Below are 22584 nucleotides of genomic sequence, written 5' to 3'. Positions count from 1 at the left end.
AAATTTTCTCCGCGCCTATTCTAGCGGATTTCCATCGCCTTCCAGGCCTCTTTTTCAGACGTTGCCTGGAAGATCGACGCCTTCGCCAGCGCCTCGGCCTCCTTGGCTGAGGCGACAGCGCGGTCGAAATCACCGCCATCGGCGGCCTTTTTCGCGGCCGCCAAAGTCGAGACTGTCGTGGTCCACTGATTGCGCAAGCCGGCTGCCTCCTTGAATGCGGCTTCCGCGGCGGCATAGGCCGCCTTGAAGTCCGCGTCAGTCGCCGCGCGCGCCGAGGGCAGCGCGACGGTCAATGCCAGCAGCATGGCGAGAGGAAGTGACCGCTTCATGGCCGCGCTCCCGGGCCGGAAATCGGCAGGCCGTTGGCGACGTAGGACAGGAAATATTCGACGTCGCGATATTCATCCGCCTGCGGCTCCAGCGGAACTGCGCGGGTCTGGCTGTTGCAGGTGATGAAGCGGCGGCTGGTCGTGCCCATGCCGCTCCATTCCGAGCGGTAGATCGGCATCGCATTGAGGATGCCGAGTGCCGGGGCCAGCACTTCGGCGCGAATGCGCTCGCCCGGGCTCTGCACATGGCAACTCGCGCAGGAAAAGTTCATCTGGCCGCGACGGGTGTAGAAATAGCGCTTGCCGTTCTCGAACGCTGCGAGCGCGCGGGGATCGTCGGGAAGCTTGATGTCCATCGGCTTGCCGCGCGAGGTGAAGGCCATGTACGCCGTCAGCGACGCCATCTCGTCCTTGACATAGGAATAGGGCGCCTCGCCGTTGGCCTCGCGGCAGCGGTTGAGCGCGAGCTCGAGCGTGACGACCTTGCCTTCCTTCTCGTCAAAGTAAGGATAGTTCTGGCGGATGCCGATGCCGCCGTTCGGGAAGCAATCCGCATAGCCCTTGCCGTTCTTGAACGGGGCCGCGAACATCTCCTTGCCGGCATCGAGCGCGAACTCGTAGGGCGGAAACTCCTCCTTCTCCTGCCACTGCCGCCTCATGTCTTCGTTCATGGAATAAGGACCGTTGACGAAATCCTCCCGCTTCACGTTGGGGAATTTCTGGAAGAAGAAGTTTTGGAACGCTTTTGCGTCGGCGACAGGATCGATCTTGTTTGCTGCGACCACGCGCGTCGCGGCGAAAGCAAGCGCCGCGAGTGCGACGACAGCTGAACCGAGCAAAATTGTAGCGCGCCGTTTCATCACGCGATCTTCGCGGTGGTCGTGTCCGACCCGCCCTTGTTGTCGGTCCAGGAGATCTTGAGGTCGTCGCCCTTCTTGGCCCCCTTGAAGCTGAACTTGACGTAGGGGTCCTTGGAGACCGCGGTGCCCCAATCGGCGACGAAGACGTCCTTGCCGTTACATTCGAACTTCAGCTCCTGGATGAAGTGCGCCGGGATCAGCTCGCCCTTGGCGTCCTTCATGAAGCCGTTGTCCATGGGGTGCTGGATCAGCACCTGCACTTCGGTGATGTCGCCGTTGGATGTTGCGCGCACGCGAATGCTGGATGCCATCTGGATTCTCCTAGCCGCCGCAGCCGCCGACGGTGACTTTCACTTCCTTGGTCGCGCTGTAGAGCTTGCCGTCGGCTTCCACGATCGCGGTCACGTTGGTGGTCTTCGCCATCTTCAGGCGGTTGGCGACGCTCGGGACCGTGCCGTCAGGAATCTTGTAGCTTGCCGCGAGCGCACTCGGGTTCTCGGCGACGAAGAACGAGATCGATGTCACCTTGTCGAGCGTCGTCGTCACCGAGATCGGCACCACGCCGCCGTTTTCGGCGATCTCGGGCGCATCGAGCTTGATCTTGTCGGACGGCTCGGCGGTCTTGCCGTAGAGCGCCTTGATCGCGTCGGCCTCGCTCTTCTGCTTGAAAGCCTCTTCCGGATATTTGTCATTGGCCGCGGCGCGCACGGGCGCGAACGGCAGATTGCCGAGGCCGATCAGCGCGACCGAGGCCGCGCCCTGAAGGATCAGGCGCCGCGTCGCAAGGGGGCCGGGGCCGGTGGTCGTCGTCATCTCAGGTCTCCTTGGCCCGCCGTCACAGCGTTTGCAGGAAATCAACGATCGCGCTGATCTCCTGGTCGGTCAAAAGCCGGTTACGGCCGAACGGCGGCATCATGGTCTGCGGATTGCGCTTGGTCTCGTCGAACAGGATTGCGACCAGCTCGTTGCGGGCGGGGTATTTCGTCTTGATGTCCTTCAGCTCCGGCCCGATCGTTCCCGGCAGATCGCCGCCCCTGATGACGTGGCAGGTCAGGCAATTGCCCTTGCCGCGGTCGAAGGCCAGCTTCTCGCCGTCGGCCACGGCGGATTGCGCCCGCGCCGGGCTCGCGGCCAAGCCGGTGAGGGCGACCAGCGTGAGGAGCAGGGCGGGCTTGCAAGGAAAGGCGGTCAAGGCGTCGTCCTGAAGCATTACGTGTGCGAAAAGATAGTGCTCAAAAGCACAACCGGCATGTCCTGACAATCAAGACTATGCAGGCTGCAAAATGGAGTTAATATCTCCCGCATTGCAACTGAAGAGCTAGTTCGTTCGTAAAGTCGGTTGGGGCCAGTTAATTTTTCGGGGCGTTTGGCCCGGATCGCGTTTTCGTCTGCATTTTCATTTTCCGGGGACTTCAATTGGCTGAATATGTCGTCGAATTTGGCAGGGACGGCGGTCGGGTCGAATCCGACGGCCGGCTCGATGCGCCAGCCTTTCATCGCAATCACGAGCCGCTCTGGGCGGCGCTTGAAAAGCACCTCGCCGGGCGTTCGGGCGACGTGGTCGAGGTCGGCAGCGGAACCGGCCAGCACGTGGTCCATTTCGCCCGCCATACGCCCGAGCTCGTCTGGTGGCCCAGCGACCTCAACCAGCGGCACGTGAAGAGCATCGAAGCCTGGCGCGTGCATTCGGGCCTTCCAAACATTCGCGCACCCCTGCGGATCGATCTCTCCGATCCTGATTGGTGCCCGGAGTTGAAGAGCGGGAAGGGGCCGACGAACCTCGCAGCCGTGTTCTGTGCCAATGTCATCCACATTGCGCCCTGGGCCGTGGCCGAGGGCCTGTTCGCGGGCGCCGGCCGTTATCTGCGCGCCGACGGCAAGCTGTTTCTCTATGGCCCGTTCAAGCGCGGCGGCAAGCACACCGCGCTCAGCAACGCGGTGTTCGACACGTCTCTGCGTGAGGGCAATCCCGATTGGGGCGTGCGCGATGTCAGCGACGTCGAGACGCTGGCGCGGGGCGTGGGGCTTGGCCTCGTCGATGCGGTCGACATGCCCGCCAACAATCTGACGCTGGTGTTTTCGCGATCGTAAGATGCGAGGCCGTCAGGCCTCGCCGTCGCGCCAGCCGATCTTCTCCTTCAAGAACTGATAACCCAGCACCTCGAAGCCGGCGCGCTCCTTGTTGTCCTTGCCGTAGCCGTGGCCGCCGGCTTCCGGCTCGTAGAACCAGGCCTCGTAGCCCATCGCCTGGAGCTTTGCCGCCATCTTGCGCGCATGACCGGGATGAACGCGGTCGTCGCGCCGCGTGGTGGCGATCAGGATCGGCGGATAGGGCTGGCCGGGTTTTGCGGTGTGATAGGCGGAGTAGGTCTTCAGCCAGTCCCACTCCTCCGGCTTGTCGGGATCGCCATATTCGGCGATCCAGCTCGCGCCCGCGAGCAGTTTTGTGTAGCGGCGCATGTCGATCAGCGGGATCGTGCAGAACAGCGCGCCGAAGCGTTCGGGATAGCGTACAAGCATGTTGGTGATGAGGATGCCGCCGTTCGACCCGCCCTGTGCCGCGATACGCTTCGCTTGCGTGACGCCACGGCGGACAAGATCGGCGGCAACGGCCGCGAAATCGTCATGCGACAATTTCTTGCCGGCGAGCCGGCCGGCATCGTGCCAGCGCGTGCCGAACTCGCCGCCACCGCGCAAATTCGCCTGCACGATGGTGCCGCCGCGCTCCAGCCAGAGCTTGCCGAGTGATGCATTGTAGTGCGGCTTCACCGCGAGCCCGAAGCCGCCATAGGCGCTCATATAGACCGGCGCATCACCGGTCTCGGTCGCGGGACCGGTCTGCACATAGGGAATGCGCTCGCCGTCGATCGAGATGGCTTCGTGCTGGGTGATGATCAGGCCAGCGGCGGTGAACGTCTTCGGCGCCTGCTTCAGCACCGTCGGGCTTTCGACGCCGCGCTCGATCAAGAGCAGCGACGGCGGTGTGAGCGGGTCCTGCACATTGGCGAGCAGGTCGCCATTGCTCTCGGACGAATGGCGATCGAGCGGCCAGACATCGACGACGCCGATCTGGGGAAGACCGCCAAGTGTCTCACGGCTCCAGCCGGTAGCAGATGGCGTGCAGATTTCGAATCGCGGCTTGAGCTCGTCGAGGATCGACAGCACCAGTCTGCCCGCGGTCCAGAAGAAACCCTGCAACGCGCGCCGTGGCCCGGGCTCGAACAGCAGCGTGAAGTCGCGGCTGCCGGCGAGGAACGCCGAGAGTGAAATGCCGAGCACGGCGTCAGCGGCATAGGTTCGGCCTTCGATCGACCAGTCTGCGCGCAGCTTCATCGCAAACCAGTCGCCATGCGCCTGCATCCAGATGCCGGTCGGCAGGTCGAGCCTTGTGGTGGTGCCCGCTTCATCGCGCAGCCAGATGCCGTAGTTGAAGAAGTCGATCTGGTCGATGATCCAGGCGCGTGGAGTTGCGCCGGTATCATCGACGCTGCCAAAGATCCCCATATGGTCGGCCGTGGTCTCGAGGATCGTTTGCGCCCGATCCACGCGCTCGCCGCGCCGCCACAGGCGAACGGTCCTCGCATATCCCGAGCTCGTCACCATACCCTCGCCATAGGCGCTGGACATCAGCAGCGTGTCCGGATCGAGCCAATCGACGCCGCCCTTGGCTTCCGGCAGCGTGAAGCCGTCAGCAACGAAACTCTTCGTGTCGGCATCGAATTCCCGCAAGGTGACGGCGTCGCTGCCGCCGCGCGAGAAGCTCAGGATAGCCCGCGAGCTTCCAGGCATCGAGCTGATCGAGCTCAGCAGCCAGTCTTCGCCCTCGCTCGCCGCAAGCTGGTCGACATCCAGCACGATCTCCCACGCCGGATTGGGCTTGCGAAACTCAGCGAGCGTAGTCCGCCGCCACAGGCCGCGCGGGTTGGCGGCGTCTTTCCAGAGATTGTGCAGATACCCACCGCGCCGGCCGACATAGGGGATGTTGTCGGGCCGGTCGTAGATCGCGGCGAGCGTATCGCGGTCGCGCTCGAACGCCGCGCCGCCGAATGCTTGCAGCGTCAGCCGATTCTGCTTCTCGACGAAATCAAGCGCGCGGGCGCCTTCGATCTCCTCAAGCCAGAGCCAGGGATCGTCGTCGGGCTTGCTCGGCGTAGGCCTGTCGTCGATGGACATGATGCAAACTCCTGGAGATCGCGGCGGATAGGATTTGATCGAGCGCAAGCCGTCAAGAGCGCGGCCCGGTATCATCCGTCCGATTGCGTCAGAGGCATGGCCTGCGCCCGTTTGCGCCGGTTGCCCGGCCCTGTCCATCCCTCCATAGTGCCGGGAATCAACAGAGCCCTCTCAAAGTCCCTCGGGCGGAAGTGCCGATGCTAGACGTGACCTCAGCCGCCGAAATCACCGACGACGCCCGCGTGCGTACCAATGTGGTGCGCCTTGCCGCAGCCCAGGCGCTGACCGGCGCAAACTCGGCGGTGATCTTTGCCACCGGCGCGATCGTCGGCGCCACGCTTGCGCCGGACATGTCGTTCGCGACCGTGCCGATCTCGATGTATGTGGTGGGCCTTGCCGCCGGCACGCTGCCGACCGGCGCGATCTCGCGCCGCTTCGGCCGTCGCGCGGCCTTCATCGTCGGCACGGGGTGCGGCACGCTGACCGGCCTGCTCGGCTCGTTCGCGATCCTGCACGGCTCGTTCGCGCTGTTTTGTGTTGCGACCTTCCTCGGCGGTCTCTACGGCGCGGTCGCGCAATCCTATCGTTTCGCGGCGGCCGATGGTGCCAGCGCGGCGTACCGGCCTAAGGCGGTGTCGTGGGTGATGGCCGGCGGCGTGTTCGCCGGCGTGCTCGGTCCGCAGCTCGTGCAATGGACCATGGACGTCTGGTCGCCCTATCTGTTCGCCTTCAGCTTCCTGGTGCAGGCCGCGGTGGCGCTGGTCGCGATGGGCATCGTCGCCGGCGTCGACATGCCGAAGCCGGCCGCGGCCGATCTCCATGGCGGGCGGCCGCTGCTGACGATCGTGAGCCAGCCGCGCTTCATCGCGGCCGCGTTGTGCGGCGTCATCGCCTATCCCATGATGAATCTGGTGATGACCTCGGCGCCGCTCGCGATGAAGCTCTGTGGGCTGAGCCTCAGCGATTCCAATTTCGGCATTCAATGGCATATCGTGGCGATGTACGGGCCGAGCTTCTTCACGGGCGCGCTGATCGCCCGCTTCGGTGCGCCCAGAATCGTCGCTGCCGGTCTGCTGCTGGAAGCCGGTGCCGCAACCATCGGTCTCTCCGGCATCACCGCGATGCACTTCTGGGCCACGCTGATCGTGCTCGGAATCGGCTGGAACTTCTCCTTCATCGGCGCCTCCGCGCTGGTGCTGGAGACGCACCGGCCGCAGGAGCGCAACAAGGTGCAGGCGTTCAACGATTTCCTGGTGTTCGGGATGATGGCGATCGGCTCGTTCTCCTCCGGGCAATTGCTCGCCAATTACGGCTGGTTCGCGGTGAACATGGTGGTGTTCCCGCCGGTGCTGCTCGGTCTCGCGGTTCTCTCGCTCGCCTCTTTCGCTCGCCGTCGCAGGGCGCGGCTGGAGGCGGCCATGGGCGAATTCCCGGACGCGATCTAACGCATGATCCGGAAAAGTGCGTAGCGGTTTTCCGAAAAGATCATGCTCAATAGGTTGGCAGGAGGCTGTCAGCAGCGTTGATACTTCGATCGCTGTCGAAGTGATTTTCTGCTCCCACATCGCTACATGATGGTCGTCATGGACAGAAGATCACAACGCGGGGGAAACGAAGGAGAAGCGCAAATGCTCGACAATCCCCGGCACACCTTGCGAATCGACGAATCCTCGCTCGGCTACGAAGGCTGGCGCATCGTTGCGGTCTGCTTCCTGCTCGCGACCTTCGGCTGGGGGCTCGGCTTCTACGGTCAGAGCGTCTATGTCGCCGAGCTTCAGCGCGCGCGGGGCTGGCCGGCCTCGCTGATCTCGTCGGGCACCACCTTCTTCTATCTGTTCGGCGCGCTGCTGGTCGTCTTCGTCGGCGAGGCCGTCAGGAAATATGGCCCGCGCATCTGCCTGATCGCCGGCACGCTGGCGATGGCCGCCGCCGCGGTCGCGATCGGCGCCGTGCGCGAGCCCTGGCAGCTTTATCTCGCCGATGCCGTGCTCGCCTTCGGCTGGGCCGGCACCAGCCTCGCCATGATCACCAACACGATCAGCCTGTGGTTCGACCAGAAGCGCGGCATGGCGATCAGCCTGGCGCTGAACGGCGCCAGCTTTGGCGGCATCGTCGGCGTGCCGTTGCTGGTGGTGATGATCAGCCATATCGGCTTCGGAAACGCGATGTTCGCCACCTCCGGCGCCATGCTGGTGCTGCTCGTGCCGGTGATCCTGCTTGTCGTCGGCCGGCCGCCTGATCTCCACGGCTGGCACGGGGCGGCGAAGGTGAAGCCGCAATCATCGGCCGAAATTCGCAAGCACGCGCTGCGCGACGTCGGCTTCCTCACCGTGACGATTGCCTTTGCTTTGGTGCTGTTCGCCCAGGTCGGCTTCATCGTGCACCTGATCTCGTTCCTCGATCCCATCATCGGGCGCGAGCGCGCGGCCGTTGCGGTCGCGGTGCTGACGGCGATGGCCGTGATCGGCCGGGTGCTGTTCTCGATGGTGATCGACCGCCTCAACCAGCGGCTGGCCTCCGCGCTGTCGTTCCTGAGCCAGGCGGCCGCGCTTTGCGTCGTCATCAATCTGCACAACGACTATGTGCTGATCGCGGCTTGCGCGGTGTTCGGCTTCTCGGTCGGCAATCTCATCACGATGCCGTCGCTGATCGTGCAGCGGGAATTCGATTCCGCCTCGTTCGGCGTGCTGATCAGCCTGAACACCGCGATCAACCAGGTGACGTATGCCTTCGGCCCGGGTGTGGTCGGGTTCTTGCGTGATTTTTCGGGCGGGTACGCGCTGCCGTTCTATCTGTGTATTGCGCTGGAGGTGATGGCTGCGGCATTGATCATGGTGCGGGGCTCGCCGAAAGCAAAGCTCTCGTAGGGTGGGCAAAGGCGCGCAGCGCCGTGCCCACCATCTCACGGTCCACTCGTGTGGAAAGATTGGTGGGCACGCTTCGCTTTGCCCACCCTACGGCGTCACACCTCCCGCTGCTTCAGCAACCCCTCGACATCCAGCCGCTTCGTGATCATCGCCAGCTTCCCATCCGGCCCAAATGGCCACTGCTCTTTCGGCCGGTCCCAATACAACTCCACGCCGTTCTCATCCGGATCGCGCAAATACAGCGCCTCGCTGACGCCATGGTCGCTGGCACCATCCAGCGCAATGCCGGCCGAGAGCACCCGGTGCAGCGCATTCCCGAGCGCGGGGCGCGTCGGATAGAGGATTGCGGTGTGAAACAGCCCGGTCGTGCCCGGCGGCGGCGGCGAGCCGCCCTTGCTCTCCCAGGTGTTGAGCCCGATGTGGTGGTGATAGCCGCCGGCCGAGATGAAGGCCGCACCGGAGCCCATGCGCTGCATCAGCTCGAAGCCGAGCACGCCGCAATAGAAGCCCAGCGCGCGATCGAGATCAGCGACCTTGAGGTGGACGTGGCCGATCCGGGTGCCGGCGTTGACGGCTGAGGTCTGCGACATGAGAGTGCTCCGTTAATCAACCCCACATAAGCCGGGCCTCGGGACAACGCCACTGGCCTATCCCGAAACCCAGCATTTCCGAATGAGCAATCAAGAGAGCTCCGGCACCTCACCCTCCGGCAGCTCGAACTCGAACGTGTTCAGCGTCATCGAGACCATCGTGTAATAGCCGCACAGCCCGATGACCTCGACGACGCCGCGCTCGCCGAGCAGCTTCACGGCCTCGTCATAGAGCCCCTTCTCGACGCCATGGCCCTCATGCAGTGACTTCGCGACGTCGTAGATCATCTTGCCCTTGGGATCGTCGAACTCCGGCGTGCGGCGGTCGCGGATCGCGTTGATGATCTCCACCTTCATGCCGCCCGCAAGCGCCAGGCGCTTGTGCGCATACCATTCGTAATGCGCGGTCCAGTGTCGGGCCGTCACCAGGATCGCGATCTCCGAGAGCTTTGCGGGAAATATCGTGTCGTAGCGCAGGACCTCGCCGAGCCGCGTGGCGTGACGGGCCATGTCGGGGCTGTTGAGCCAGGCCATCATCGGCGCCGGCGGCTTGCCGCGCTTGCCGGCAATCGACTCGTCATAGGTCTGCCGCTGGCTCTCGTTCATTTCGCCAGGCGAAAGAAGTTTCAGGCGCATTCTCGTTTCCTCTTTGTTTTCAAGCCTCGCCGTGGCGGCGACTATAGCCGAATGCCGCTCGGTATGTGCAGCACGGAAGTGGTTGAATTCCACGAAGCGATGGCCCAGAGTCTGTCGCAATAAGTCGATTTTGATTGATGGAAACGACCAATGACCGACTCTAAGACCGCCGACACCGAGACGGCCGATCTCGAAACATTCCGCGAGCAAACGCGCGCCTGGCTGGAGGCCAACTGTCCGCCGGAAATGCGCAAGCCTGCAACCTGCGACGCCGACGTGTTCTGGGGCGGACGCAATACGAAATTCGCGTCCGAGCCGCAGCGCGTCTGGTTCGAGCGCATGCGCGACAAGGGCTGGACCGTGCCCGACTGGCCGAAGGAATATGGCGGTGGCGGCCTGAGCGCAGCTGAACACAAAGTGCTGCGCGCGGAGATGGCGAAGATCGGCGCGCGGCCACCGCTGTCGAGCTTTGGCATCTGGATGCTCGGGCCGGCGCTGTTGAAGTACGGCAACGAGGCGCAGAAGAAGGAGCATCTGCCGAAGATCGCAGCCGGCCTGATCCGCTGGTGCCAGGGTTATTCTGAGCCCAACGCCGGCTCCGATCTCGCCTCGCTCCAGACCCGTGCGGAGAGTGACGGCGATGATTACGTCATCACGGGGTCGAAGATCTGGACGTCCTACGCCAATTACGCCGACTGGATATTCTGTCTGGTGCGCACCGATGCCGCCGCGAAGAAGCACGACGGCATCAGCTTCATCCTGTTCGACATGACCTCGAAGGGCGTCACGACCAAGCCGATCCTGCTGATCTCCGGCTATTCGCCGTTCTGCGAGACCTTCTTCGACGGTGTCCGCGTGCCGAAATCGCATGTGGTCGGCACCGTCAATCGCGGCTGGGATGTCGCGAAATATCTGCTCCAGCACGAGCGCGCGATGATCTCCGGCATGGGCGAGCGCGGCGTCGGCCGGCCGCTCGGCCAGGTCGCGGCGGATTCAGTCGGCGCCGATGCGCAAGGGCGGCTCGATGATTCGATGCTGCGCGGCAAGATCGCCAGCTTCGACGTCGATGAAGCCGCACTCGCAGCTTGCGCCGAACGCGCCGTCGATCTCGCCAAGGCGGGGCAGGCGCATCCGGCGTTCTCGTCGGCGATGAAATATTACGGCACCGAGCTGAACAAGCGCCGCTACGAGATCCTGATGTCGGCCGGCGGCGTTGACGCACTGGAATGGGAGAGCGAGCGCTCCAGGCAAGGTGCCCGTCCGCGTGCCTGGCTGCGCACCAAGGCCAATTCGATCGAGGGCGGCACGACGGAGGTGATGCTCGGCATCGTCGCCAAGCGCATCCTCGATCTGCCTGGCGCCTAGCTGCGCTGTCATTCCGGGGCGCGACGAAGTCGCGAGCCCGGAATCCATAACCACGAATCGGGATTATGGATTCCGGGCCTGCGCCTAACGGCGCATCCCGGAATGACGAACCAAAAAATAGACTTCGAATCGGAAACACCACCATGGCCCTCGTCCTCACCGAAGAACAATCGATGCTCCGCGATAGCGCGCGCGGGCTGATCAGCGACAAGGCGCCGGTGTCGCATCTGCGGCAACTGCGCGACGCCAAGGACCCCACCGGCTTCTCCAAGGAGTTTTGGCACTCCTTTGCCGAGATGGGCTTTGCCGGCTTGCTCGTGCCGGAGGAGTTCGGCGGCAGCGGTCTTGGCTTCGTCGAGGCCGGCATCATCATGGAAGAGATCGGCCGCACCTTGATGCCGTCGCCGTTCTTCGCCACCAGCGTGGTCGCGGCCTCGGCGCTGACCCGTGGCGGCAATGCCGCGCAGAAGTCGGAGTACCTGCCGAAGATCTCCAACGGCTCGCTGCTCGCGACGCTCGCGATCGACGAGGGCGCAAAACATCGCCCGCTCCAGACCAGCCTCCAGGCCGTGCGTGCCGGCAACGGTTTCAAGCTCTCCGGCGCCAAGGCGCTGGTGGTCGATGGCCATGTCGCCGACCTCTTCATCGTCGCCGCGCGTACCGCGGGCTCGGCCGGCGAACGCGATGGGTTGACGCTGTTCCTGGTCAACCCCAAGGCCAAGGGCGTTGCGATCGAGCGCACCATCATGGTCGACGCGCATAATGCGGCGCGCATCGAGCTCGCCAATGTCGAGGTCAATGCCGACAGCGTGCTCGGCGAGGTCGATCAGGGTGCCGCCTTGCTCGACGGCGTGCTCGACATCGGTCGCGGCGCGGTCGCCTCCGAAATGGTGGGCTTGAGCGAAGAGGTGTTCAACCGCACCATCGAGTACCTCAAGAGCCGCAAGCAGTTCGGCAAGCTGATCGGCGAATTCCAGGCGCTCCAGCACCGTGCCGCCGAACTCTATGTCGACATCGAGATCACCCGCGCCGCCGTGATGAAGGCGCTCCAGGCGCTGGATGGCGATGTTGCCAAGGCCGCCTCAGCCGTCGCAGTTGCCAAAGCCCGCGCCGGCACCACCGCCACCCGCGCGGTGCAGGAAGGCGTGCAGATGCATGGCGGCATGGGCATGACCGACCAGTTCGACATCGGCTTCTTCATGAAGCGCGCACGGGTGTGCGAGGAATTGTTCGGGGATGCGAATTATCATACCGAGCAACTTGCGCGGGCGCGGGGGTATTGAGCTGAGACGCGAAGGGCGCGCCTCACGCGCGGTGTCGTCGCCCGGCTTGACCGGGCGACCCAGTACGCCGCGGCCTCTCGATTCGTCACAGTCGTCTCTGGAATACTGGATCGCCCGCTTTCGCGGGCGATGACAGTTGAGAGAATGGAAAGCGCCTGCCCCAAGCTTACGGCGGGAAGGCCCCCTTACCGAATCGGCGGCGCGTATTGCACGCCACCCGCATTCCACAGCTGGTTCATGCCGCGCGGGATCTTCAGCTTGGACTTCTCGCCGATATTGCGCTCATACATCTCGCCGTAATTGCCGACGTGGCGGATGATGCGGACGACCCAGTCCTTGGTGAGGCCGAGCTGCTCGCCGTAATTGCCTTCGGTGCCGACCAGCCGCATCACTTCCGGCTTCTTCGACTTCAGGGCCTCGTCGATGTTCTCCGAGGAGACGCCGAGCTCCTCGGCGTTGATCATCGCATAGAGCGTCCACTTCACGATCATCATCCAGTCGTCGTCGCGCTGGCGCACCACGGGGGCGAGCGGCTCCTTGGAGATCATGTCCGGCAGGATCATGTGGTCGCCGGGCTTGCCCATGTTGAGCCGCAGCGCATAGAGCTGGGAGACGTCGGCGGTGAGCGTGTCGCATTTGCCGGTGTCGTAGGCCTTGACCACGTCCTCCAGCTTGTCGAACTTGATCTCTTCATACTTCATGTTGTTGGCACGGAAGTAGTCGGCGAGGTTGAGCAGCGTCGTGGTGCCTGATTGCACGCAGACCTTGCTGCCGTTCAGATCCAGCGCCGTCTCCTTGTTGCGCGCGCGCGGCACCATGAAGCCTTCGCCGTCGTAATAGGCGACCGCCGGGAAATAGAGGTCATAGTCGAGCTCGCGCGCCATGCTCCAGGTCGAGTTGCGGGAGAGGATGTCGACCTTGCGGCTCTGCAATTCCTTGAAGCGCTCGCTGGCGTCGAGCGGTACGAACCGCGCCTTGTTCGGATCGTCGAAGATCGCCGAGGCCACCGCGCGGCAGAAATCGACGTCGAAGCCGCTCCAATTGCCCTTGTCGTCGGGGATCGAGAAGCCCGGCAGACCCTTGTTGACGCCGCACAGCACTTCGCCGCGGCGGACGGTGCGCTTCAAGGTGCGGGTGTCGTAGAACTCGTAAGTGATGGCCAAGGCGGCGACCAGCACGGCGACCGCGAGCCCGATCAGCAGGCCGCCTCGAAATGTGCGCATCATGTTGCTCTCTCGAAATAATCGGGAAAAGGAATTCTGGACGAGGCGGGGTATTTAGAGTTCGGGCTTCTGCCTGATGACCACCTTGGTCCCGACCGGGACGCGACCGTAGAGATCGGCGACGTCATTGTTGACGAGACGGAAGCAGCCCGAGGACACCTTGGTGCCGATCGTGTCGGGACGGTTGGTGCCATGGATGCGGTAGACGGTGGTGCCGAGATACATGGCGCGGGCGCCGAGCGGATTGCCGGGGCCGCCGGCCATGAAGCGCGGCAGATAGGGCTGGCGCTGGATCATCTCCGGCGGCGGCGTCCAGTCCGGCCATTCCTTCTTGTTGGTGATGTTCACCAGCCCCTGCCACTGAAAGCCGTCGCGGCCGACGCCGATGCCATAGCGGATCGCGCGTCCGCCGGGCTGCACCAGATAGAGGTGGCGCTCGGTGGTCGAGATGATGATGGTGCCCGGTGTTTCGGTCGTGCGGTAGTACACGACCTGCTTCTGCCATTCCGGATCGAGCTCGTAACTGTCGTCGGCGACCAGGCCGGGCTCGTCGCCGCGGTCAGGCTGCTGGGCGAAGGCGTGCGGCGCGGACAAGATCAGGCCAATCGCAGCCAAAAACGCCCCGGTCAGGCGACGAAAATCCGTCATTTCAAGCTCTCCCCGCTGCCACAGCGCAAATCGTTAGGAACCATCTGAACTCAGGGGCAGCTTCGTGGCAAGTTGATGGCACGCCCGGCTGGTATGTCACGAGAATGCTTTGGTTTTTTGACGGGGCCCGGCAATGCCACAAACAAGGGATGGCGCGAAAAGCAGCGAGCTGGGCTCGATGCGCTCCCTCCCCCGCTTGCGGGGGAGGGTCGGGGAGAGGCTGCTTCCACAATGAACGCTCCCCAAGAGGATAGAACCCTCACCCGGCGCTACGCGCCGACCTCTGCCGCAAGCGGGAGAGGCTCAGACCGGCCTCGCGGCGAGATCAACTTCGCCAATTGGCACTAGATGCCAGCTAGATCTGGTTGTTCTCCGGCGCGATCCCGAGCCGCCGGACGATCTCAGCCCCCACGGCGCGGGCCTCAAGCCTCGAGCCGATACGGGGGCTGCGAAACCGGTGCCCGGACTGCAATCGGATCACGACGATGCAGTGCTCGTCCTCGGACCGGCCGCGCCGCTCGACCGTGATCGCCTTGACGTCGCGCCCTTCGATGTGGTCCGCGCGCGGCGTGCCGTCGCCCCACAGGCTTTCGACGTGAATATCGCCTTGCCGGATGATCCAGAAGGCGCCGGTCACGAGGTTGGCGTATCTGTGAACCGCAAACGCGGCGATTGCGCCAAGCGGAAGCAGCATGATGTCGACCAGGCTGGGCGGCAGACCGCGCCAGAGCCTGTAGGCGTAGGGTGCGGCGCTCAGTGCGACGACGATCAATGCCGCGATCCGGATGTCCCTGACGGAAAACGGCTCGACGGGTTCGCCGAGATGCATCTCGGGATTGCTGGCATCGAGTGGATTGACGGGCGCGTCGACATCGGGAACGTCGAATTGCGCGGCGATCCGGGCAACAGTTTCGCGGACATGCGTGACGTCGGAGATCGGCGGCGACGTCAGGCGCTCCCCGGACGCCAGCGTGAAGGCCAGTTGGAAACGGGCCTTTGCGGTCTTGCCGCCGGGAACCTGTAGCCCTGTGATGTCGTCTCTCGTGACGATCCTGGTGCGGAGCCGCCCGAACGGACGTTGCTGCCCGATCAGAATCTCATCCGGCGTGATGATCCAAACCACCGCCGGCGCCAGCATGACGGCGCCGACGAACACCGCTCCCAGCAGCAGCGCGACCACGGAGATGATCACTTCCAGGGTCTCGTGCGTGAACAGGCCCGGTGTAAAGCAAAGCGCAACGGCTGCCACAAAGCCAGCCATGACCAGCCGCTGCGCGATCGAGGCGCCTTCACGAAGGCGAATGTCGTTGCTGGTGGTCGCGTCGTCCATTGCGGGCGGCTGATTGCGTCGGCCGCGAACCTCCACGGACGGGTCCGTGGAGTCAAGCGACATCGCAAGCCGCCGTATGCGACATCAGCTGCTGGCGTTCAGCAGCTTTGCCACCGTGCGGTCGATCTCGTCGTAGCGGCCTTCGCCTTCGTGCTGGAAGACGATCTTGCCGTTCTGGTCGATGATGTACTGCGCCGGCCAATACTGGTTGCGATAGGCGTTCCAGGTCGCGGAATCGTTATCCTGCGCGACCGGATAGGTGATGCCGTGGCGCTTCAGCGCGGCCTGCACGTTGGAGGCCGAACGCTCGAACGGGAATTCCGGCGTGTGCACGCCGACCACGACGAGGCCCTTGTCTTTGTACTTGGCATAGAGGTCGGTGACATGCGGCAGCGTGTTGACGCAGTTGACGCAGCCATAGGTCCAGAAGTCGACCAGCACGACCTTGCCGCGCAAATCGGCGATGTTGAGCGGTTTCGAGTTGAACCAGTTGCTGATGCCGGCGAAGTCGGGCGCGGTCCCTTGGGCAGCGGCCGCGACATTGATCGGCGCGGCTCGCGAAGCTTCATCGCAGATGCCGGGGATGGCGGCGCCGGTCACGGCGAAGCCGATCAGTGCGGCGGCCACAGTGAGCAGTTTGAAAGTCATGGAAGCGTCCTCCGTTGAGTTTTTGCGGTGATCACAGGCCGATCTGGCCGGTGGGGTAGAATCCGGTGAGCCACGCCACGATCAGCGTGTCGTATTGGAAGTAGGCGGCGACCGCGAAGGCGATCACGACCACGCCAAAGCCCTGCTGGAGCCGCGGCGAGATGCGCGCGAGGCTGCGCACGCGCGTGGTCGCGGCCTGTCCGCCATAGGCGATGGCCAGCATCGGGATCGCTGCGCCGATCGCGTAGGCGATCAAGAGCGTGCCGGCCCAGGTCGCGTTCTTCGTCGTCGCGACCAGCGTCAGGATGGAGCCGAGCACGGGGCCGGCGCAGGGCGTCCAGACCAGGCCGAGCGTGGTGCCGAGCAGGAGACCGCCGAGCGCGCCCTCGCGCTGGACGCCGCTCGCAGCACCAAGATCGAGCCAGCCGTTGAGCCGGATCGAGAGCCATTCGAACGGGGTCGGCCACAGCATCAGCAGGCCAAAGCCGAGCAGCAGGACCGAAGCGGCCTCGCGCAGCACGTTCGGATCGAAATTGAATGCCCGCGTGATCGCGCCGAGCAGCAGCGCGGTCGCCGAGAACGAAACGACGAAGCCGAGCGCGATCATCGCCGGCCGCAGATGCGAGCTGCGCCCGATCGAGGCGCCAAGCAGGATCGGCAACATCGGCAACGTGCAGGGCGCGGCAATGGTGAGGACGCCGGCAAGGAGCGCAAAGGTGAGTTCGAGCATCGGGCCACTCGTGAAGGAGGTTACGAGGGCTGTTCGGGATGGATGCGCGGATCGTTACGTCACACGTTCGTGACGGAGCGGCTGTGTCGCGGAGGCGCAACTGCTGACTGCGTAGACGGTGCGCTCCCTCCCCCCTTGCGGGGGAGGGTGGGGGAGAGGGGTAGCCCAGCAAATGGTCCATCCGGTTGCGATCGTCCCGCGCGCGAATCGCGAGAGTCCCCGTGCGGTACCCCTCTCCCTGCCCCTCCCCCACAAGGGGGGAGGGAATGAGAGAGTGTGCCCGCCTCACTCTGGCCGGTGGTGCGTGCCGCCCACCCCCAAAATAAAAACGACCCGGCGAGGGGGCATCTCGCCGGGTCGTTGGAGGTCTTGGGAGGTTTAACGAAACCGTATGTGATCCTTATAGGGACGAAGTTTTTCCGCCTGATGTTGTGGTTTGTTTCAATTGTTTCGTCGGCGGTAACGCTTTCGTGTCCTGGAATCGGGCCGGGAATCCGGTCCTATCCCATTGAAATCATTGACCTTCAGGCGGCAAAACGATCGACGCCGCAACCCTTAAGCAAATCGGCCAGCTGCTTGCGGGCATAGAACATCCGGGTCTTCACCGTGCTCTGGGGGATGCCGATAATCTGACCGACCTCCTCCACCGACTTCTCATGGTAGTAGACGAGGGTGATGATCTCGCGATGCGCGGGCGACAGCTTGGCGACGCAGGCGCGCAGGATCGCGCTGGTGTCGCTGCGGTCGAGCGAAGTCTCCGGCGTATCGCAACCATCTGGGATCTGGCGCACGTCTTCCTGGTCGATGTCCTCGAAGCGGCGCTGGCGCATCGCGGTCAGCGCCTTGAAGCGGGCGATCGACAGCAGCCAGGTCGAGACCTGCGAGCGGCCCTGGAACTGGCCGGCGGTCCGCCACACGTCCAGGAACACCTGGCTGACCAGGTCTTCGGCCGTGGTGGCATCACGCACGATGCGCAGGATGAAGCGATAGACGCGCACATTGTGACGGCAATAAAGGATGTGCATGGACGTCCGGTTGCCGTCGGCAATGCTTTCGAGAAGCATGTCGTCCGAGGTCGCCTGAGCGGCAATGATGCTCTGGCTGGCTTGGGCGTTGATGGCGATGACGTTCGGCATTGACTTAGCTCCCCGTAGCGCCGCAACCGAGCGGCGTTTCCTTGGACCAAAGTGTTAATGAGCCAACGTTTCTGGACGTCTGCACGAAAAGGGGAAAATGGTTTCGTGCGCCACCAAATTGTTTCGTCGGAAAGGCCGCGACGAAACATTCGAGGTAAAAAGGCGTGTAATTTCAACGTACGGAAAATACGGGGTGGCCCGTTCCGCGTCGCTTGGAGCAGCCGGGAACGTATTTCCGGCTATTGCGTTCGGTGTCGCTTGACGCCCTACGCCTTCTCGCCCGCGGGCGAGAACAGATAGCCGCCGCCGCGGATGGTGCGGATCACGGCGGGTTTTGTCGGATCGGGCTCGATCTTGCGGCGGATGCGCATGATGCGGAGGTCGACGGCGCGGTCGAAGGCTTCGGCATCGCGCGCATTGGCCAATTCCAGCAGGCGCTCACGCGACAGCACGCGCTTCGGATTCGCCGCGAACACTTTTAGCAGCCCGAACTCCGACGCAGTCAGCGGATGCTCGTTGCCCTCGTCGTCGCGTAACGCTTGCGCTTCGAGATCGAGCCATTTGGTGCCGAAGCGCACCAGCTGATCCTTGTCGGATTTCGCAGGCGCCGCTTCAGATGCGGCCAGCTTGAGCGGCGCGCTTCGCCGCAGCACCGAGCGGATACGTGCCATCAACTCGCGCAGCTCGCACGGCTTTGCCACGTAATCGTCGGCGCCGAGCTCGAGGCCGACGACGCGGTCGATCGGGCTCGCGGTCGCCGTGAGCATGATCACCGGCACGTTGATGCGGCTCTTGAGGTCGCGGATGATCGAGAGGCCGTCTTCCTCGGGCATGTTGAGGTCGAGCACGACGAGGTCGGGCATGCTGCCGTCGATCGCGGCGCGCAGCGACTTGCCGCCGTCGCACAGCGTCACGGTGAAGCCGTGCATCTTGAGGTAATCGCCGACCATCTCCCGGGCCGGGGCCTCGTCGTCGACGATCATGATGTGCTGGCTTTGGGTCATGGCTTCCAGATCATGGCGTTTCTGTCGCGGGCAGCGTGATGGTGAAGGTCGATCCCTTGCCGGGGCCGTCGCTGTCGGCGGTCACCCCGCCGCCATGCATGTCGATAATACGCTTGACGATGGAAAGCCCAAGTCCCGTCGAGCTCTCGCCCGCGGTCGGTTTGGCCGACAGCCGCTGGAACCGGCCGAACAGGCGGCCGAGATCCTCCGGCGACAGGCCGGCGCCCTCGTCGCTGACGCGGATGACGGTGTCGTTGGCCTCATGGGTGACCGCGACGGTGATCTTGCCGGCGATCGGTGAGTATTTGATGGCGTTGCTGATGAGGTTGTCGATCGCCTCGCGGATGCGGTCGGTGTCGCACATGGTGACGAAATTGGGCGGCGCCGTGACGCTGATCGCCTGCTGCTTGTTGACCGCCAGAGGCTGGTTGGCCTCGGCGACCTCCTTCACCAAAGCCGCGACGTCGACCGGCTCGCGGCGAATGGTGATGTCGAAGGCATCGGCCATCGCGTCCGAGATCAGATGGTCGACCATTGAGGTCAGCCGCTTGGTCGCATCACGGATGTGGTCGACCTGGGCGCTCACGCCGCTCGCGGACGCGCCGGTCGAGATCAGCTCCTTCAGCATCTCGGTACGGCCGAGGATGACGCCGAGCGGATTCTTCAAATCGTGCGCGACGGTGCCCAAAATCTCGTTCTTGAAGCCGTTGGCGCGCTGCAGCCGCAGCCATTGCGCCGAGAGGCGGCGGTTGGCCTGCATCAGCGCGCGGGTGCGTTGGGCGACGCGATCTTCCAACTGCGTGTTGGCGTCCTGAAGCTGCTGGTAGAGGATGACGTTATCGAACGCGATCGAAAGCCGGCTGGAGAAGATCTCGACCAGCGAGCGGTCGGTCTCGGACAGCTCGCGCTCGGCCTGGAGCAGCACCACGACCTCGCGGCCAGAGCCGGTGCGCAAATAGATCACGCTGCGGTGGTCGGCGAATTCGTTCTTGCGGCCCTGGAAGGCGGCTTCCACCATTGCGCGCAGATCGGGGTCGAGGGCCTTCGACGAGGTCGTGCCGATGAAGCGGCTGTAGCAGCCGCTGCCGGCGAGCACCGAAAGCTCGGGATCGATGCCGCCATTGTCGCGCAAGACCAGTATACCGGCGCAGTCGACATTGAGCAGCGAGGCGAGCTGGGTCAGCACGCCCTCGGCGAGCCGCTGCATCGACTTGAAGTCGTACAGCGTGGAGGCGGCATCGATGATGATCTCGAGCCCGCGCCGCGTCTGCACCATGCGCTCGAGCTGCTGATAGGAGCGCAGCGCCGCGGTCAGCGAGGTGAACAGCTTGTCGGCGGTGAGCTCGGTCTTGGCCTTGTAGTCGTTGATGTCGTACTGCACGATCACGCGCCGCTCCGGCGCCTGGCCGGGCTGTCCGGTGCGCAGGATGATGCGTACGGTCTCGTTCTTGAGCTCGTTGCGGATGAATTCGACCAGCTCGAGGCCGGCGACGTCGGTCTCCATGATGACGTCGAGCAGCACCGCTGCGATGTCGCTGTGCGCGGCCATCAGCTTGCGGCCTTCCGCCGCGGAATGGGCGGAGAGGATCTCCAGGCCCAGACCGTTGAGGCTGTAGTCGGACAGCGCGAAGCGGGTGCCGTCATGCACGGCCGGATCGTCGTCGATGACGGCGATCTTCCACTTCCGGGCGTCCGTATCCTCCGACGCGGTACCGGTATCGTCGATCAGGTGGAGGACATCGTCCTGTTCGGCCATTGAGAAGTCCCGTCAGTCTCTGTGCTTGGCGCGCCGCCCTTGGCGAGGCGGGGCATAATAATGCGAAAAGTGGTGCCTTGTCCCAGCTTGGATTCCAGCATCATTCGACCGCCGAGCTGCTGGGTGACAAGGTTATAGACGATATGCAGGCCAAGTCCCGTGCCGCCTTCATTGCGCCGGGTGGTAAAGAAAGGGTCAAACGCCTGGCGCTGCACGTCAGGGGTCATGCCGGCCCCGTCATCGGCGAAGATGATCTCGATGTCGTCGGCCCCGCGCTGCCGCGCCGAGATCGTGATGGTGCCGGTGCGGCCGTCGGCGAAGGCGTGGTTGGCGGCGTTGAGGAACAAATTGGTCAGGATCTGGCCATAGGAGCCGGGATAGCCGTCGAGCAGCAGCCCCTCGGGCACGTCGACCTGGAGCGTGATCAGCGAGCGCTTCAGCACGGGCCTCAGGCTCGCGATGATCTGGTCGGTGGCTTCGCTGAGCGAGAACTGCCGGCGCTCGGCATGGGAGCGGTCGACCGCGACCTGCTTGAACGACTGGATCAGCTCGCCGGCGCGCGTGAGGTTGGCGACAAGCTGCTGCGAGGCGTCGCGCGAGGCCTGCACGAACTCCTCCAACTGCGAGCGGCGCAGGCCGCCGTCGCCCTTGAGCTGCGCCTCGAAGATCTCGCTGCGCCGGGCAAAACTCGAGGCAACGGTCAGGCTGATGCCGATCGGGTTGTTGACCTCATGCGCGACGCCGGCGACGAGGCCACCGAGCGCTGCGAGCCGCTCGGCATCGATCAAATTCTGCTGTGCGGCGTTGAGCTCGAGCAGCGCGCTCTCGGCCTTTTCCTTGGAGGCGCGCAGCTCGTCCTCGGTCTCGCGCTTGGCGATGGCGTTCTCGCGGAATACTTCGACCGCGCGCGCCATGGCCCCAACCTCGTCGCGCGCCTTGGTGCCCTGCACCGCGCGGCCGAGATCGCCGAGCGTGATCGCGCGCATCGCCGCCATGATCTGCTGGAGCGGCAGCCGGATCGACAGCGCGATCAGCACGCCGGCGGTGAGGATGATGCCGAGGAAGATCACCGCGATCGACAGCACCCGCCGCGAAATATCCGCCAGCGTGCGGTCAAAGGTCTCCTGCGCCTTCTGCTCGCGCTGGCGCATCTTGATGGAGAGATCGTCGATGGCGCCGATCGCCTCGGCCTGGCTGGCGTCGATGGTGTTGCGCAGCAGCTCGGTGCGGCTCGCCAGTTGCTCGGAGAGTTTTGCAAAGCCTTCGCGCAGCGCCATGGTGCGGGATGAGAGCTTTTGCAGCGCCATGCGCTGGAGGTCGTTGTCCGCGAGATCGATCATCACCGGAATGGTTGTCTCGATCGTCTCGGTGTTGCGGCGTGCGTCGTCAGCCGCACCCGGCGACAGCGACAGATAGTAGGAATTGGCCGCGACCAGCATTGCCGTGAAGGCCTCGCGCGACTTGCCGAGCGACGGCCAGATCAGCGCGTCGCGGTGACCTGTGGCGCCTTCGATGATGGAATAGAGGCCCGCCATGTCCTTGGCCGGGCCCTGCACCTGCTCCTCATAGGTCTTGGCGATGGTCGCCTGTACGGCGCGCAGCTCGCCGAACCCGTTGAGGAAGCGGTCGGTGGTGCGCTCCAGCTCCTCGACCGAGCCCGCCAGCATCGGGTCCTTGGCGGCGCGATCGGTCAGCGTGCCCAGCACGGCCTCGCGCAGCAGCAGGATCTCGGCGAACAGGTCCGGGCTCGGCTGGTTGATGTAGCGATGGATCAGGTTCTGGAGCCGCCCGGTCTCGCTTTCGAGCAGCGCCAGGATCCGGTCGGACTCGCGCACCTGGCGCACGTCGTCCCAGGCCGAGCCCAGCACCTGCGCGCCGTTCCAGATCATCGCCACCAGCACGATCACCACGGCCGAGTTCAGCGCCGCGATCGACAGGATGCGCCAGCGGATCGGCACCGCCCGCAACACGCCGACCAGACGCGCGCGCAGCCGCCCGATCGGGCC

At 64.3% G+C, this 22584-nt stretch carries 22 protein-coding genes; 5 read left to right on the top strand and 17 right to left on the bottom strand.

Annotation, left to right across the window (positions count from 1 at the left end):
- Positions 1-20 precede the first annotated feature (20 nt).
- The 5 genes from UB31_RS23225 to soxX are packed head-to-tail and all read right to left on the bottom strand — an operon-like array spanning position 21 to position 2381.
- Positions 21-329 carry a hypothetical protein gene (locus UB31_RS23225; protein ID WP_045005863.1) on the bottom strand — a complete coding sequence of 103 codons (309 nt, stop codon included), beginning with the start codon at positions 327-329 and terminating at the stop codon, positions 21-23.
- The gene (gene soxA, locus UB31_RS23220; RefSeq protein ID WP_045012541.1) at positions 326-1189 is read right to left on the bottom strand and encodes a sulfur oxidation c-type cytochrome SoxA; all 864 of its coding nucleotides are present in this window, start codon (positions 1187-1189) and stop codon (positions 326-328) included. Before soxA ends, UB31_RS23225 begins: the two co-directional genes overlap by 4 nt.
- Complete coding sequence (soxZ, locus tag UB31_RS23215; RefSeq protein ID WP_045012540.1) at positions 1189-1500, bottom strand: thiosulfate oxidation carrier complex protein SoxZ; 312 nt, start codon at positions 1498-1500, stop codon at positions 1189-1191. The genes soxA and soxZ overlap by 1 nt, the downstream gene beginning before the upstream one ends.
- Positions 1501-1510: 10 nt before the next feature.
- Entirely contained in the window at positions 1511-2002 is a 492-nt protein-coding gene (soxY, locus tag UB31_RS23210; RefSeq protein WP_045012539.1) for a thiosulfate oxidation carrier protein SoxY, read from the bottom strand.
- Positions 2003-2024: 22 nt separating this feature from the next.
- Positions 2025-2381, bottom strand: coding sequence for a sulfur oxidation c-type cytochrome SoxX (gene soxX, locus UB31_RS23205; protein ID WP_082078598.1), 357 nt, complete (start codon positions 2379-2381; stop codon positions 2025-2027).
- A gap of 224 nt (positions 2382-2605) precedes the next feature.
- On the opposite strand from soxX, the gene UB31_RS23200 reads away from it, so the two are divergent.
- Entirely contained in the window at positions 2606-3280 is a 675-nt protein-coding gene (locus UB31_RS23200) for a DUF938 domain-containing protein (RefSeq protein WP_045012537.1), read from the top strand.
- Between the two features lie 12 nt (positions 3281-3292).
- Here the strand turns inward: UB31_RS23200 and UB31_RS23195 are convergent, their stop codons facing one another.
- Positions 3293-5362 carry a prolyl oligopeptidase family serine peptidase gene (locus UB31_RS23195; protein WP_045012536.1) on the bottom strand — a complete coding sequence of 690 codons (2070 nt, stop codon included), beginning with the start codon at positions 5360-5362 and terminating at the stop codon, positions 3293-3295.
- Positions 5363-5559: 197 nt separating this feature from the next.
- On the opposite strand from UB31_RS23195, the gene UB31_RS23190 reads away from it, so the two are divergent.
- Together UB31_RS23190 and UB31_RS23185 are read left to right on the top strand one after the other, a co-directional pair.
- Complete coding sequence (locus UB31_RS23190) at positions 5560-6807, top strand: MFS transporter (RefSeq protein ID WP_045012598.1); 1248 nt, start codon at positions 5560-5562, stop codon at positions 6805-6807.
- A gap of 183 nt (positions 6808-6990) precedes the next feature.
- Positions 6991-8229, top strand: a complete 1239-nt coding sequence (locus UB31_RS23185; protein ID WP_045012535.1) for an MFS transporter — start codon at positions 6991-6993, stop codon at positions 8227-8229.
- Positions 8230-8324: 95 nt separating this feature from the next.
- Here the strand turns inward: UB31_RS23185 and UB31_RS23180 are convergent, their stop codons facing one another.
- Positions 8325-8819, bottom strand: a complete 495-nt coding sequence (locus tag UB31_RS23180; RefSeq protein WP_045012534.1) for a VOC family protein — start codon at positions 8817-8819, stop codon at positions 8325-8327.
- Positions 8820-8909: 90 nt separating this feature from the next.
- Positions 8910-9455 (bottom strand): carboxymuconolactone decarboxylase family protein, encoded by a 546-nt coding sequence (locus tag UB31_RS23175; protein ID WP_045012533.1) that lies wholly within the window; start codon positions 9453-9455, stop codon positions 8910-8912.
- Positions 9456-9605: 150 nt separating this feature from the next.
- Between UB31_RS23175 and UB31_RS23170 the strand changes: the two genes are divergently transcribed.
- On the top strand, positions 9606-10820 hold the full coding sequence (locus UB31_RS23170; protein WP_045012532.1) for an acyl-CoA dehydrogenase family protein: 1215 nt from the start codon (positions 9606-9608) through the stop codon (positions 10818-10820).
- 143 nt (positions 10821-10963) lie between these two features.
- Positions 10964-12103 (top strand): acyl-CoA dehydrogenase family protein, encoded by a 1140-nt coding sequence (locus tag UB31_RS23165; protein WP_045012531.1) that lies wholly within the window; start codon positions 10964-10966, stop codon positions 12101-12103.
- 185 nt (positions 12104-12288) lie between these two features.
- Here the strand turns inward: UB31_RS23165 and UB31_RS23160 are convergent, their stop codons facing one another.
- From UB31_RS23160 to UB31_RS23120, 9 genes are all read right to left on the bottom strand, one after another.
- The gene (locus tag UB31_RS23160; protein ID WP_045006019.1) at positions 12289-13326 is read right to left on the bottom strand and encodes an amino acid ABC transporter substrate-binding protein; all 1038 of its coding nucleotides are present in this window, start codon (positions 13324-13326) and stop codon (positions 12289-12291) included.
- A gap of 54 nt (positions 13327-13380) precedes the next feature.
- Positions 13381-13974: a L,D-transpeptidase gene (locus UB31_RS23155; RefSeq protein ID WP_045005851.1), complete on the bottom strand. Its 594-nt coding sequence runs from the start codon at positions 13972-13974 to the stop codon at positions 13381-13383.
- 355 nt (positions 13975-14329) lie between these two features.
- Positions 14330-15304 (bottom strand): hypothetical protein, encoded by a 975-nt coding sequence (locus UB31_RS23150; RefSeq protein WP_045012530.1) that lies wholly within the window; start codon positions 15302-15304, stop codon positions 14330-14332.
- A gap of 84 nt (positions 15305-15388) precedes the next feature.
- Positions 15389-15952 (bottom strand): thioredoxin family protein, encoded by a 564-nt coding sequence (locus UB31_RS23145; protein WP_045005849.1) that lies wholly within the window; start codon positions 15950-15952, stop codon positions 15389-15391.
- A gap of 31 nt (positions 15953-15983) precedes the next feature.
- Positions 15984-16682, bottom strand: coding sequence for a cytochrome c biogenesis CcdA family protein (locus UB31_RS23140; RefSeq protein ID WP_045012529.1), 699 nt, complete (start codon positions 16680-16682; stop codon positions 15984-15986).
- Positions 16683-17206: 524 nt separating this feature from the next.
- Positions 17207-17818, bottom strand: coding sequence for a sigma-70 family RNA polymerase sigma factor (locus UB31_RS23135; protein ID WP_045005847.1), 612 nt, complete (start codon positions 17816-17818; stop codon positions 17207-17209).
- 266 nt (positions 17819-18084) lie between these two features.
- On the bottom strand, positions 18085-18822 hold the full coding sequence (locus tag UB31_RS23130; protein WP_045012528.1) for a response regulator: 738 nt from the start codon (positions 18820-18822) through the stop codon (positions 18085-18087).
- A gap of 10 nt (positions 18823-18832) precedes the next feature.
- On the bottom strand, positions 18833-20578 hold the full coding sequence (locus UB31_RS23125) for an ATP-binding response regulator (protein WP_045005845.1): 1746 nt from the start codon (positions 20576-20578) through the stop codon (positions 18833-18835).
- Positions 20548-22578, bottom strand: coding sequence for a sensor histidine kinase (locus UB31_RS23120; RefSeq protein WP_045006018.1), 2031 nt, complete (start codon positions 22576-22578; stop codon positions 20548-20550). Before UB31_RS23120 ends, UB31_RS23125 begins: the two co-directional genes overlap by 31 nt.
- Between the last annotated feature and the right edge of the window lie 6 nt (positions 22579-22584).

Source organism: Bradyrhizobium sp. LTSP849 (genome assembly GCF_000938255.1).
GTDB lineage: Bacteria > Pseudomonadota > Alphaproteobacteria > Rhizobiales > Xanthobacteraceae > Bradyrhizobium.
The sequence above is the reverse complement of the archived record's forward strand: the minus strand, read 5'-3'. Positions and strand labels throughout refer to the sequence as shown.